Origin of the sequence: Arthrobacter sp. yr096, assembly GCF_900108925.1 — a bacterium.
Taxonomy (GTDB): Bacteria; Actinomycetota; Actinomycetes; order Actinomycetales; family Micrococcaceae; genus Arthrobacter.
Genome location: NZ_FNYI01000006.1, coordinates 54,075 through 67,860, shown reverse-complemented (window position 1 = coordinate 67,860; position 13,786 = coordinate 54,075). Strand labels below are relative to the sequence as shown.

Sequence of the window (13,786 nt, the reverse complement as noted above, 5' to 3'; positions counted from 1 at the left end):
ACAATGACTATTACATCCAACGAACAGCTCACCGTCACCCTCGGCTCCAGCGGAGTCACCCCGGAAGACGTCGTCGCCGTCGCACGCCACGACGCCAAGGTGACCATCTCCCAGGACGCCCTGGACAACGTTGCCAAGGTCCGTGCGCACATTGACGATCTGGCTACCAGCGATGTCCCCGCCTACGGCATTTCCACGGGCTTCGGCGCGCTGGCCAACCGGCACATCCCCAACGACCTCCGCACGCAGCTGCAGAAGTCGCTGATCCGCAGCCATGCTGCAGGCATGGGCCCGGCCGTTGAGCGCGAAGTGGTCCGCGGCATCATGTTCCTCCGCGCCAAGACGCTGGCATCGGGCCGCACGGGCGTCCGTCCCGTGGTCCTGCAGACCATGGTGGACGTCCTCAACGCGGGCATCACCCCGTTGGTCCGCGAGTTCGGTTCGCTCGGTTGCTCTGGCGACCTCGCGCCGTTGTCCCACTGCGCCCTGGTCCTCATGGGCGAAGGCGAAGCGACCGGTCCCGACGGCGAACTGTACGGAACCGCTGGCAAGCCGCCGGTTGCTGAGCTTCTTGCGCAGCACGGCATCGAGCCGGTCACCCTCGCCGAGAAGGAGGGCCTGGCCCTCGTCAACGGCACCGAGGGCATGCTCGGCATGCTGCTGATGGCCATTGCGGACATCCGCTTGTTGCTTGCGACGGCGGACGTCACCGCGGCGCTCAGCGTCGAGGCGCTGCTGGGCACCGACCAGGTGTTCCTGCCCGAGCTTCACGCAGCACTGCGTCCCCACCCGGGCCAGGCCGCCAGCGCCGACAACATGCTCCGCGTGCTGTCCAACTCGCCGATCGTCGCATCGCACCGGATCAACGACACCAAGGTGCAGGACGCTTACTCACTGCGTTGCGCCCCGCAGGTAGCCGGTGCTGTCCGCGATACCGTGGACCACGCCGCGCTGGTTGCTTCCCGCGAACTCGCCGCAGCGATCGACAACCCGGTGGTCCTCCCGGACGGCCGTGTCACCTCCAACGGCAACTTCCACGGCGCCCCCGTGGCCTACGTCCTGGACTTCCTGGCCATTGCCGTCGCTGACCTCAGCTCCATCGCCGAGCGCCGCACGGACCGCATGCTGGACCCGGCCCGTTCGCACGGACTTCCGGCCTTCCTCGCCGGAGATCCGGGTGTGGACTCAGGTCTGATGATTGCCCAGTACACCCAGGCCGGACTGGTGTCGGACAACAAGCGCTTGGCTGTTCCGGCATCGGTGGACTCCATCCCGAGCTCCGCCATGCAGGAAGACCACGTCTCCATGGGCTGGCACGCTGCCCGGAAGCTGCGCAAGGCCGTGGAGAACCTCCGCCGCGTGCTCGCCGTCGAGCTTGTCACCAGCGCCCGCGCCATCGACATGCGGACCCAGATGTCCGACGGCGAACTCACCCCGGGTCCGGCCGGAACGGCCGTGCTTGAGGTGCTTCGCGAGGTGGTTCAGGGACCGGGGGCCGACAGGTTCCTGTCGCCGGAACTGGAAGCGGCTGACCGCTTGGTTGGCTCCGGGGCGGTCCGCGCGGCCGCCGAATCCGCCGTCGGGATTTTGGCCTGACGTCGAATAAAACGCTCATTTGATGGGCATATTTGTCACGCCCCGGTCTTTGTTCGCAACGCAATCTCCGGGGCGTGGCAAATGTAGTAGAACTTATGGTGTACGTCACGTCCACGCCAATGGTGTCGTGGGCTTGACGGTCAACCGTTCAACAACTCAATACACAACAGAGAACATCCACAAAGGGGTAGAAGTTCAATGAAGGCACGCGGAGCAGTCCTGTCCAGGCGAAACGCTCACTCGGCTACGGTTTCCGATTGGAAGACGCTGAAGGTTGGCGAGACGGTGGAAGTGGTCAAGTACGCCCACGTCATCGCAGCCGGTCGGGTGGAGGAAATCTCCAGCAGCGGAAACGTAGTGTGGCTTGAGCACTCGGGGCCGGGCGTCACCGAGGAGGGCAAGGAACTGTTCATGAAGTCCGACGGCGTGACTCTCCGCCGGGCGTAGGCGGCAGCTCCGCAGAGGTACTTATTAACAGAAACCGGGGCTCGTCCCCTTCCGCGGGTAGTAGATGCGGAAGGGGACGGGCCCCGGTTTTTGGCGTCGCTGCCAGGAAATACGTTGGGGGTATCAGGCAGCGAGGACTTCGTGGGTCTGACCGAAGGGAACGGATTCGTCCAGGGCCACGGTGTAGGTGCCGGGCTCGTGGCGCGTCACCAGAATTCCGCAGGCAGCGTCGGCTGCTGCGTTTTCGATCAGGGCATCCACGGCGCGGTCGAGTCCGTCGTGGATCTCGTCTGCCTTGGAAAAGGACAGGCGAATTTCGCGTTCTGCAGTCATTGCAGGGGTCATTGGGGGCCTCCTATTACGTGCCGCATGCGAGGGCGACCCATCAATCATAATCGGTGCGGACCCAATATTTGTAAGATGACTGGCAGGTGAGTGATCTGGGTCTCATCGTCGAACCATGGCGCGGAGCAGTTTCACGGCCACCGAAAGCGCGGCAATATCCACCGGACCTGGCTTGATGGCCTCTTGGATGGTCTCCTGGATGCGCGCCAATTGTTCGATGTTTCCGTGCTCCCAATCCATGATCCGTTCCACGGGATCGCTGGCCGAGGCGGATGACCGGGGGGTGTGCCGGACCACTGCCTTGGTCATGTCGGCCAACACCAGATACATGTCATCCCGCAGTGCAGCCCTGGCCAACGATTCCCAGTGGGTGTCCCGCGGAAGCATGGTGATATGTTCCAGCAGGGGGATCGCGGAAATCCGTTCGAACACGGCGAAGTAGACCTCTGCCACTGCCTCCGCAGGTTCCTGGAGTTCCTCCGCGATGGCTGAAATGTCCAAGAGTCCGTAGCTGACCAGCAGTTCCGAAGCCCGGATTCCCAGGGCATGGGGCAGTCCCACGGAGTCGGTGTGGGCCAGGCGCTTCAGGGAATGCGCCAGGTTGATCCCATGCAGGAAGCCTGTGAAGTTGGCCCGCATCAGGGACATCGGCTGCTCCAGACGCGCCAAGGCATCGGCAACGGGTTTGTCGCGGAAATCGTGTGTCACGTACCAGCGCACGGACCGGTCCAGCAGGCGCCGCATGTCCAGGGCCACGGCTGCTCCATGCTCGCTGGGGGTGCTGGCGGGCAGCTGGGAAATTGCGTGGGTTACCGAGTCCAGGTCCCAGATCTTTCGCATCACCACGAACCCGCGTGCCACCGCCGCAGCTGACACGGTGGTCTCTTCCATGGCCCGGAAGGCGAAGGCAATGCCGCCCATGTTGATCATGTCGTTGGCCACCACGGTGGCCACGATCTCCCGGCGCAGGGGATGTGTTGAGAGGTGTTCGCCGAACCGTTCGGAAACCTGGTGTGGAAAGTACCCGCGAAGAGTTTCGGAGAACCAAGGATCATCGGCCAGTCCACCCCCGGTCAACTCCTTGGCGAGTTCGATCTTGGCGTAGGCGGCCAGCACGGCAAGCTCGGGAGTGGTCAGTCCTTTCCCTGTGAGCACGCGGGCCTGTAGTTCCGGGTTGCTGGGGAGAAACTCCAGGTTCCGGTCCAGGTCCGTGACGGCTTCCAGCCAGTCCATGGTCCTTTCGAAGCTGGGGCTCCATTCCACGGCCAACTGCTTGTCGGTGAGCAAGAGGACGTTCTGGTGGTCATTGGTTTTCAGGACCAGCCGCCCCACGTCGTCCTGGAGTGAGTGCAGGAAAGCGGTCCGTTCCGCGGCGGACATCCTGCCGGCCGCGATCATGCGGTCCAGGAAGATCTTGATGTTCACCTCATGGTCCGAACAATCCACTCCTGCCGAATTGTCGATTGCGTCAGTATTAACCAGGATCCCGTTGAGCGCCGCCTCGATCCTCCCGCGTTGCGTGATGCCCAGGTTGCCGCCCTCGGCAATGATGTGGGTGCGGAGCTGGTTGGCATCCACCCGGATGGCGTCGTTGGATTTGTCCCCGACGTCGGCGTGGGACTCCGCGGACGCCTTGACGTAGGTGCCAATTCCGCCGTTGTACAGCAGATCCACCGGGGCCATGAGGACCGCGCGAAGAAGCTCAGGTGGGCTCATGGTCACCTGGCCTCTGGGCTCCGGCCCTTCTTCCAACCCCAGGGCGAGCCTCATCTGTTCGGTGAGCTTGATGGATTTATCGGTGCGCGCAAAAATGCCGCCACCCGGGCTCAGTTTTTCCGGGTTGTAATCTGCCCAGGATGACCGGGGGAGCTTGAAGAGCCGTTCCCGCTCGGCGAAGGACTCGAGGGGATCCGGTGTGGGGTCCAGGAAGATATGCCGATGATCGAATGCGGCAATCAACTTGATGTGCTGGGAGAGGAGCATCCCATTGCCGAAAACGTCACCGCTCATGTCCCCGATGCCCACCACGGTGAAATCCTCTGCCCGGGAATCGATCATCAACTCACTGAAGTGGTGCCGCACGGATTCCCACGCACCGCGCGCAGTGATGCCCATCTGTTTGTGGTCATAGCCCACTGAACCGCCCGAAGCGAAGGCGTCCCCCAGCCAGAAGCTGTACTCGGCCGCTACATCGTTGGCGATGTCGGAGAAGGCGGCGGTTCCCTTGTCCGCCGCGACCACCAGGTAGTAATCGTCGCCATCGTGCCGTACCACCCGGGGCGGCGCAACGACGCGGCTGGTGCTGCCGCCGTCGGGATCCGGCACGAGGTTGTCCGTGACGTCCAGCAGGCCGCGGATGAAAGTCCGGTAGCTTTCCTGGCCTTCGGCGAGCCAGGCCGCGCGGTCCTCTGCTGGATCCGGGAGGCGCTTGGGGAAGAAGCCGCCCTTGGCCCCCGTTGGCACAATCACGGCATTCTTGACCGTCTGCGCCTTCACCAGCCCCAGGATTTCCGTGCGGAAGTCCTCGCGCCTGTCCGACCATCGGAGTCCACCCCTGGCTATTGGACCGAAACGCAGGTGCACGCCTTCAACGCGTGGCGAATAGACCCAGATTTCAAACCGAGGGCGGGGCGCCGGAGCTGCCGGGATGCTGGACGGGTTGAGTTTGACACTGATGCACGGCTTGTTCAGGTAGAAATTGGTGCGCAGGGTGGCTTCCACCAGGCTCGCGAGGGTCCGGAGGAGCTTGTCGGCGTCCAACTCGGGGATGGCATCGATGGCTGCGGCCAGCACTGCGCGGGCGGCATGGATCGCCTGCGTCCGATGGCTGAGTTCGCTGCTGCCTTCTTCGAAGACGTCGCCGCCGGCGTTGTCCGGGCGGCGGCGCGCGGGGTTGTTAAGTTCCGGATCAAACAGGTCCGGCGCGTAGCTGTCCGGGTTGAACTTCGCCTCGAACAACTCCAGCAGCGCATGTGTGGCCTTCGGATTCCCCCGGAGGGTGTCCGCGATGAAGCCGTACGAATTAGTGCTCCCCAACTGCCTCAGGTATTTGGCGTAAGCGCGCAGGATGGCGACGTGCCGCCAATCGATTCCCTCCCGGATGACCAACGCGTCGAAGGCATCGGACTCCGCGTCGCCCCGCATCGCCGCGCAGAACGAAGCGGCCAACAGGTCACCCGTGGCCAGCGGGTCCACCCCGCGCGGGTACTTGAGCCCGAGGTCGTAGAGGAAGAACTGCCGGCCGTCGGCACGCTGCACATCGAAGGGACGCTGGTCCAGGACTTTCAGGCCAAGGTTGTGGAAGAACGGCAGGATCTGGGTGAGGCTCTGAGGCCGGGTGAGATACAGCCTGATCCGGGCATCCTCGGTGAGGACGGCGGTGCCGGGACGCCTGTAAACGGTCAGCAGCGGGTCTTCATCACCGTCGCCCGGTGGGAAACTCTCAAACCTCGAGATGTCCTCAACAGCGTCCTCAACTTCAAAATCGGCCTTGTAGCTGGCCGGGAACGCACCACCCCACTGACGGGAGAGCCGCGCGGCCTCGTCCGCGGGATGCCGGGCCTGCAGCGCCTCGGCAAGGCCTTGAGCCCAGGTCCTGGTAGCGGCGATGATCCGCGGCTCCAGTACTGAGGCATCCACGACGCCGGGACTCCCCACCTGCGCTAAACCCGCCTGGGGCAGGAGGATCCGGAAGAACACCCGCGCCATGGCTGATTCGCCCAAGCGAAGCTCGAACTCGATGGAGTCCGAGCCGAACGCCTCACGAAGCTCATGCTCGATGCTGAGCCTGACTGCCGTGCTGTACCGGCGGCGGGGGAGGAACACCAGGGCAGTCATGAACCGCCCAAACGAGTCCGGCCGGAGGAACAGCCGCGTGCTGTGGCGTTCCTGGAGCCGAAGGATCTCGCGGGCATGGGCGGCCAGCTGTTCTGCGTCGATGTGGAACAGTTCATCGCGGGGGTAGCCCTCAATAACAGCCAAAAGTTCCTTGCCATGATGGGATGTTGGCGGGTACCCAAACGCTTGCAGAACCTCGTTCACGGTGTCACGGATAACGGGAATTTCCAGCGCTGAGTGGGACGTCGAGCTGGGGGAGAACAGCCCAACGAAGGTCTGCCCGCTGCCGTCCCGCGCAAGCACCCTGATTTCGTCCAGGTAGGCGCGGCGCAGGACCGTGGAGCGTTGGCTGGACTTGGTGAGTGTGAGGAGCGGGGCATCCGGCGCGCCGCGGTTGGAAACCTCCGTGGTAGCCCTTTGGCGCAGCAGGCCCAGCCCACGACGCCCCCGGTAACCAAGGAACACAAAGTTGCCGTCGGCCAGCCAGCGCAGCAGCTCCTGCGCCTCCGCGCCCTCGCGATCCGGGCTTATGCGCCCGCCAAGCTCCGTGATTTCGTGCGCCAGCTCCTGGTGGATGGCTGCGTTGTCTTCCGCCGCCGCCCTCACATCGCGCAGAACCCCTTTCAGACGGTCGACCAGTAGTTCCGTGGCCACCTCGTCCGGGAGCCGGGGGATCTCCATGGCCATCCACGCCTCGGTGAGTGGTCCGCCGTCGTACTCCTCATCCGGTGGGGACAGCGGCGGGAAGCCGGCCGCGGACGTTTCGACGCCGGTGGGCAGCCCCGTGCGGTGTGGCGCCCTGTGGATGGTGACCAGGCGGTGGGTTGCGGGATCGCGGGTGACGCTGAAGGAGGGATGGACCAGAAGCCGGATGGAGGCGGTGTCTTCGGCAATCCGTGCGGTGATGGAGGGAAGGAGGTAGGGCATGTCGTCCGTGACGATCGCCACCACGCTCGCATCGGTCTCGTGGAGAACCCCCACAACCGCCTGCCCTGGCTCACGACGCTCGGCCAAGGACCGGTGGTACCGGGCACGTTCCAAGAGGGTTTCCGGCGTGTAGTTGCGGACGTCGTCCTGGGACACGTGCTCGTAGTAGTCGGTCAGAAATACGTCCGCCGGCTCGATCCTGGAGGACATATTCTCATGATCGCTTAAACGGCGCGGGATGGCACTTGATGCCAATGTTTTGGGCAAAACATTGGCATCAAGTGCCATCCCGGTTGAGGGCCTGGCGCCGGTGGAGGCTTAGCGCTTGACGGCGTCCAGCTTGAGCATCTTGGCGATCACGCCATCCAGCTCGGAGTCATCGAAGATCTTCTTCCAATCGTCCTTGATGATGGTGTCCTTGCCGTACTGGATGGCGATTTCGCAGGCCTCGGAGAACGGGTTGGATCCGCGCAGGGCGTTGGTGAGGGCGATCTGCACGTGCCCGAACAGCATGGCCTTGGCTGCTTCTTCGGGTACGCCGGCGGTGTGGACGGTCTCGTGGAGTGCCTCGTTGAGCAGGGTGCCGATCATGCAGGCCACGGTTTCCACCAGGGTGGGTTCCAGGATGGCGAGCTGCTTGACGGTGACCCAGTGAACATCGATCACGGGTGCGTAGATGGTGCGGATGACCGCTTCGGCCACATCGCGGGTTGCTGCGGGGGCGTCGTCGTCGATCGCGGAGACCACGTTCTGCGGGGCACCCTGTCCGCCGAAGGTATCGGCCCATTCTTCCTTGGTGGTGCGCTCCAGGAACACGGACGGGTGGCAGGGGTGCGCAACGGCCTGGACGACGTCGTCGCGCTTGGCCAGGAGGCCTGCGTAGGCGGCGGCGGGATCGAGGGTGAGGAGGATGGCGCCGGACTTCATCTGCGGGACGACGCCTTCGGAGACGATGCCCAGGACGGTGTCCGGCACGGCGAGGATGACGACGTCGGCCGTGGGGACGGCGTCGTCGGTGGCGGTGATGTCGCGGCCTTCGGCGCGGACGCGTTCCTGGCCCGCGGGGGAGTTCTCGCTGTAGAAGACGTTGTGGGTGGACTTCTGGAGGTTGCGGGAAACGCGCATCCCCATTTTGCCACCGGCTCCGACAACGGCGACGGTCAAAGTTTCTGCTGACATTTCACTTGCTCCTTAGGAAATCGAGGCTCTGCTGGGTCCACTGGTTTTCGAGGCGGATGGTCTCCGCTTCGGAGTCCTGCCAGGGCAGCCAGTGTTCGACGATTTGGTTGATGTGTCTTTCTTTGGGCTGGATCTTGCCGACCATGTAGTCGTAGTCGAGAAGGCCTTCGCCGAGGGGTGCGCCCGAGTACGTGAACCCGACCCATCCCTGTTTGCGGCTGAACGCAAAGTCTTTGATGTGCATGTTCAGGACGTAAGGCGCGACGGCGTCAATCACCTGCTGCGGCATCTCCAGCCCGGCCACGGTGTTGGCGGGGTCGCTGCAGATTCCCAGGTAGGGGCTGTTGACGCGGCGGACCACGTCCAGGATCCGTTCCGTGGGGACCTGTTCATAGGTCTCCACGGCGATCCTCACCCCGGCTGCCTCAAACTCCGGCAGGACGTCGGTGAAGATCTGGACGGCTTCGTCGTTGTCCGGCGTGTGGCCGGGGACGTTGAACATGGTGCGCAGCAGGTCCGAGCCCAGCACCTGGGCGATGTGCAGGAACGTGCGCAGGTGTTCCGGGCGGATACCTTTCGTCCCCACTTCCAGGGTTATGCCCAGTTCGTCTGCTGTGCGGCGGACGGCGGCGAGCTCGTCGTCGTTCATGGTTTCCAGCGGCGCGTAGTCGCAGATCTGGAACAGGTCCACGCCCAGATCCGCCGCTTTCCGCAACGCGTCGTGGATGTTCATCGGCTGGCTGACCTGGTCCGAGAGCTGCCAGAAGAACGCGTAGCTGCTGAGTCCGATCCTGCTGCTCATGCTGCCACCTTCTTCGCGGCGAGGCGTGCGGCGGTCTCGTCCAGGATGGTCTTCAGCGCTGCGGGATCGTGCGCGAAGCGGCCCAGGAACAAGCCTGCGACGGCGGTGTCCAGTTCCGTGATGAGGCCCGGTCCGGCGCTGCCGCCGTAGATGACGCGGCTGTCTTCCTGGCCCGGCAACGAACGCAGGTGCTGGTCCAGGCCGCGGACTACGGCGCTGATGTATTCCGGTGTTGCCGGTTCCGGGGCGCCGATGGCCCATTGCGGCTCGTAGGCCACGATGGTCCGGGCTGTGGGACCGAGCGTTCCGGCGCGGTTGAGGGCGGCATCGATGTCGGCCGTGCACTGGGCGATTGCTTCCTCGGGGGAACCGGCATTCAGTTCGCCAACGCACAGCACCGGGGTAAGCCCGTTGCGGTAGGCCGCGGCCGTCTTCAAGCCGATCACCCGATCGTCCTCGCCGAAGATCCGGCGCCGCTCCGCGTGCCCAACCTCCACATACCGGCCGCCGAGCTCGGCAACGGTCTTGCCGCCCACTTCGCCGGTAAACGCGCCTTCGTCTTCCCAGAAGATGTCCTGCGCCCCGGTTCCAACACCGGCAGCGCCCAGGATCCGGGCCGCTTCGGCCAGTACCGGGAGGGTGGGCAGCACAAACAGTTCGATGTCGCCGCTCACCACTGCAGGGTGCTTGAAGGCGATGGTGGCGATGTCGCGGCAGTAGTCCACGGAACGCTGGTAGCCGAAGTACATCTTCAGGCTCACACCGATCACCGCACGTGGTTGCCGGGATGCCGCGCTGGCGGTCTTAGCAGGAAGTGACACCCTCGTAGTCCTTAATCAGTGTGACTTTCTCGGCCGAGGCGGAGGTTTCGTCGAAGGTGTAGGTGAGCCATTCCTTGGCCAGGCGGCGGGCGAGCTCCAGCCCGACCACGCGCTGGCCGAACGTGAGGACCTGGGCGTTGTTGCTCAGGACCGAGCGTTCCACGGAGAAGGAATCGTGGGCGGTGACGGCGCGGATGCCGGGAACCTTGTTCGCGGCGATCGCAACGCCCAATCCGGTGCCGCAGACCAGGAGTGCACGGTCCGCCTTGCCGGCGGCGATCAGTTCAGCGGCGGCGATGGCAACAGAGGGGTACGGGGTGTGGCTCGAGGCGTCCACTCCGACGTCGGTCACTGATTCGACCAAGCCGTTCGCTTCCAGATCGGCTTTCAGGGCTTCCTTGTACTCGAATCCGGCGTCGTCCGATCCAACGACCAGGCGCAGTTTGGTGCTCATGCTGTTTCCTTTACTGAGATCTTCCCGGCGGTGTTACCGGCGAGGGTGTTGTGGATGGCCCGGACGATCAGGGCCATGGAGACGGCTCCGGCGTCGGGCGTTCCGAGGCTCTTTTCGGCGTGCGGGCGGGCTCGGCCCATGAGGGGCAGCAAATTGGCGGTTGCCTCGGCGGACTGCTCGGCGATGGTGGCAGCGGCACCCCACGCCTCCCTGAGGCTTGCTCCGCCCTGAACAGCGTCCGTGAGGGCTTCGCTGAACGGGGCCAGCACGTCCACCAGGGTTTTGTCGCCTACCTTGGCCTTGCCGAAGTCCATGATGGAACGCTTCGCCTCGGCCACCCCTGCGGCAACGGCTGCCGCGTTCGGGCGTTCACTGTCACCCATGGATTGGCCGACGGCGCGAAGGGCCATGCCCCACAGCGCACCCGAAGTGCCACCTGCTTTGTCCGCCCAGGCATCGGCAGCAAGATTAAGGACGGTCCCAGCTCCGGCACCGCGTTCGACGGCGTCTGCCGCAGCAGCGACGGCGGCGTGGATTCCGCGCTCCATGCCGATCCCGTGGTCACCGTCGCCGGCGATCGCGTCGATCCGGCCCAGTTCTTCCACGTTGGCATCCACCACGGCTTTGGCGGCGTCGAGGGCCGCGAGGATGGTGGGCGCTGCGGTTTTGGATTCTTCGCTGGCGTCCGGGATCACGGATTGCTGTTCGGCGCTCATGGAGAGTTGCCCGGCGTCGAGCGATTGGGCGCTTACCGCGCCGCGCCGGAAGGCCGGGGCATCGGCGGGGGCCAGCCAGAGTTCTTCGAGGTCGGTGTCCAGCCAGAACAGTGTCAGCGAGGTGCCGGCCATGTCGAAGCTGGTCACGAGCTCGCCTACTTGCGGGTCAACGGCCTCGATGCCGGCTTCGGCCAGGAGTTGGGCCACGCGGCGGTAGACCACAAAGAGTTCCTCGTACTTGACGCTGCCCAGACCGTTGAGGATCGGGACCACCCGTGCGCCGCGGGCGGACAGGCCGTCCGGGACCTCGGCGAGGAGGTCCTTGACCAGTAGTTCGGCCAGTTCATCCGCGGTCGGGATGTCAGTTTCGCCAATGCCGGGTTCGCCATGGATGCCCATGCCCACGGCCATACGCCCCTCGGGAACGGAGAAGAGCGGGTGGTCCGCGCCCGGCAGGGTGCAACCTGTGAACGCCACTCCGAAGGAACGCGTACGCTCGTTGGCGCGTTCGGCGATCTCCACCACGGCGTCCATCGAGTAGCCGGCCTCGGCAGCAGCGGCCGCAACTTTGAACACCGTTAGATCCCCGGCGATGCCGCGGCGCTTGTGCTTCTCGGCCAGGGGAGCCGAGGAAATGTCGTCCGTGACCGCGATGCTCCTGCAATCGATGCCCTCGGCGCGGAGTTTGTCCTGTGCCTGGGTGAAGTGCAGGACGTCGCCGGCGTAATTGCCGTAGCCCAGAAGGACGCCGCCACCGTTGTCGGCAGCTTTGGCCACGTTATAGACCTGCTGTGCCGAGGGTGAAGCGAACAGATTGCCCATCGCTGCGCCGTGCGCCAGGCCCTGGCCCACCAGACCGGCGAAGGCGGGGTAGTGGCCGGAGCCGCCACCGATCACCAAGGCGACCGAGTCCGGCGTCGAACGCGTGCTGCGGGCAACACCGCCGGAGACGCGCCGGACCCACCGGCCGTGCGATGCGACGAAGCCTTCGATCATTTCATCAGCGAAGGCTGAGGGCTCGTTGTAGAGGCGGGTCATGGGGTATCTCCTGGGCTGTACTGAAAAGTGTGAAGTGGTGGTTGTGCCCTCCCTGCTGGAAGGGCACAACCTGCTTGTGGTGTTACGGCTCCGCGTGCTGCCCGGCCCCTTGGGGGTCCAACGCCTCGGCAGGCGTACCAGCAGATGACTTGCCCTGCTTGCTGAGAGTCACCATGAGGATCGAGGAGAGCAACATGAAGCCGCCCACCACGAACATGGGGACCGTGTAGCCGCCCGTCAGGTCCTTGAGCCAACCGGTGATGTAGCCGGCGCTGAAGCCGGCCAGGTTGCCCACCGTGTTGATCAGTGCGATGCCTGCTGCTGCGGCTGCGCCGGTGAGGAACTGGGTAGGGACGGTCCAGAAGTTCGGCAGGGCCGCGAAGATGGACATGGCCGTGATGGTGATGACAGCGATGGTTGCTGCGGGAGATCCGGCGAACAGTGCCAGCGGGATGCTGATGCCGCCGATGAGGGCCGGGAGGGCGATGTGCCAGGTCTTCACGCCGCGCTTGGTGGCGTCCTTGGACCAGAAGTACAGGGCAAATGCTGCCGGAAGGTAAGGAATGGCCGTGATGAGGCCCTTCTGGAACACATCGAACTTGGTGCCGTAGAGGCCTTCAAAGCCCGCGATGATGGTCGGCAGGAAGAAGCCCAGTGCGTAGAGGCCGTAGATGAAGCCGAAGTAGATCATGGAGAGCATCCAGACGCGGCCGTTGCCGAAGACAGTGCGAACGCTGACGTGCTTGTTGCTGGCGGCTGTTTCCTTCTTTTCCTTCTCCAGGGCGCCGGTCAGCCAGGTCTTTTCCTCGGCGGTGAGCCACTTGGCCTTGGAGGGGTTGTCCGCCAGGTAGAACCAGGCGACGATGCCCACGATGATCGCGGGGATGGCGACGCCGAAGAACATGAACCGCCAGCCTTCAAGCCCGAAGAATACGCCGTGCTGCTGGATCAAAGCGCCAGCGAGGGGAGCACCGATCACCGTGGTGAGGGGCTGTGCCAAGTAGAAGAGGGCCAGGATCTTGCTGCGGTGCTTGGACGGCACCCACAGGCTCAGGAAGAGGATGGCGCCGGGGAAGAAGCCGGCCTCTGCCACACCCAGGATGAAGCGGAGGATGTAGAGCTGCTCAACGTTGCCCACCCAGGTGAAGAGCAAGGACACGATGCCCCAGCTGACCATGATGCGGGCCAGCCAGCGGCGGGCGCCGAACTTGTGGAGCGCCAGGTTGCTGGGGATTTCGAGCAGGATGTAGCCGATGAAAAAGACGCCGGAGGCGAAGCCGAACTGCGCTGCGGACAGGGCGAGATCGTTGTTCATGCCGTTGGGACCGGCGAACGAGATGGCGGTGCGGTCCAGATAGTTGATGAAGAACATCAGGGCGACGAACGGCACCAGCCGGATTGCCACCTTCTTAATTGCGGATTTTTCGACCACCGATTGTGTGGTGTCCACATTGACTCCTAGATGTTGGTGTCCCTGCGGATCCTGCACTGGATGCGCCGGGCTGGTTCGTGGCATTGCCGGCGGGGATCCGGCGATGGCGAAGCTTGTGATTTAAACCATAGGACTGGATTCTAAATTGGTCAACCGGTTGACTAGTTTAAGTTTTGCCCCTGCAATTGGGGC

10 protein-coding genes are annotated in these 13,786 nt (G+C 64.3%); 2 read left to right on the top strand and 8 right to left on the bottom strand.

The features are described 5' to 3' along the window. Positions 1-3: 3 nt before the first annotated feature. Positions 4-1,596 (top strand): histidine ammonia-lyase, encoded by a 1,593-nt coding sequence (gene hutH / locus BMY91_RS15925; protein WP_090823632.1) that lies wholly within the window; start codon positions 4-6, stop codon positions 1,594-1,596. Between the two features lie 198 nt (positions 1,597-1,794). Next, positions 1,795-2,043 (top strand): hypothetical protein, encoded by a 249-nt coding sequence (locus BMY91_RS15920; RefSeq protein ID WP_090823630.1) that lies wholly within the window; start codon positions 1,795-1,797, stop codon positions 2,041-2,043. Positions 2,044-2,166: 123 nt separating this feature from the next. Here the strand turns inward: BMY91_RS15920 and BMY91_RS15915 are convergent, their stop codons facing one another. From BMY91_RS15915 to BMY91_RS15880, 8 genes are all read right to left on the bottom strand, one after another. Then, a complete protein-coding gene (locus tag BMY91_RS15915; protein WP_090823628.1) occupies positions 2,167-2,388 on the bottom strand; it encodes a hypothetical protein in 222 nt (73 codons plus the stop codon). Positions 2,389-2,490: 102 nt separating this feature from the next. Beyond that, positions 2,491-7,362 (bottom strand): NAD-glutamate dehydrogenase, encoded by a 4,872-nt coding sequence (locus BMY91_RS15910; RefSeq protein ID WP_090823627.1) that lies wholly within the window; start codon positions 7,360-7,362, stop codon positions 2,491-2,493. A 108-nt stretch (positions 7,363-7,470) separates the two neighbouring features. Beyond that, positions 7,471-8,331 carry a phosphogluconate dehydrogenase C-terminal domain-containing protein gene (locus BMY91_RS15905; RefSeq protein ID WP_090823625.1) on the bottom strand — a complete coding sequence of 287 codons (861 nt, stop codon included), beginning with the start codon at positions 8,329-8,331 and terminating at the stop codon, positions 7,471-7,473. A gap of 1 nt (position 8,332) precedes the next feature. Next, complete coding sequence (locus tag BMY91_RS15900; protein ID WP_090823623.1) at positions 8,333-9,133, bottom strand: sugar phosphate isomerase/epimerase family protein; 801 nt, start codon at positions 9,131-9,133, stop codon at positions 8,333-8,335. After that, positions 9,130-9,954, bottom strand: a complete 825-nt coding sequence (locus BMY91_RS15895) for a triose-phosphate isomerase family protein (RefSeq protein ID WP_256212779.1) — start codon at positions 9,952-9,954, stop codon at positions 9,130-9,132. The genes BMY91_RS15900 and BMY91_RS15895 overlap by 4 nt, the downstream gene beginning before the upstream one ends. Then, on the bottom strand, positions 9,938-10,408 hold the full coding sequence (locus BMY91_RS15890) for a ribose-5-phosphate isomerase (RefSeq protein WP_090823622.1): 471 nt from the start codon (positions 10,406-10,408) through the stop codon (positions 9,938-9,940). Before BMY91_RS15890 ends, BMY91_RS15895 begins: the two co-directional genes overlap by 17 nt. Further along, positions 10,405-12,162 carry a dihydroxyacetone kinase family protein gene (locus BMY91_RS15885; RefSeq protein WP_090823620.1) on the bottom strand — a complete coding sequence of 586 codons (1,758 nt, stop codon included), beginning with the start codon at positions 12,160-12,162 and terminating at the stop codon, positions 10,405-10,407. The genes BMY91_RS15890 and BMY91_RS15885 overlap by 4 nt, the downstream gene beginning before the upstream one ends. Positions 12,163-12,244: 82 nt before the next feature. Beyond that, positions 12,245-13,612 carry an MFS transporter gene (locus BMY91_RS15880; protein WP_090823618.1) on the bottom strand — a complete coding sequence of 456 codons (1,368 nt, stop codon included), beginning with the start codon at positions 13,610-13,612 and terminating at the stop codon, positions 12,245-12,247. Between the last annotated feature and the right edge of the window lie 174 nt (positions 13,613-13,786).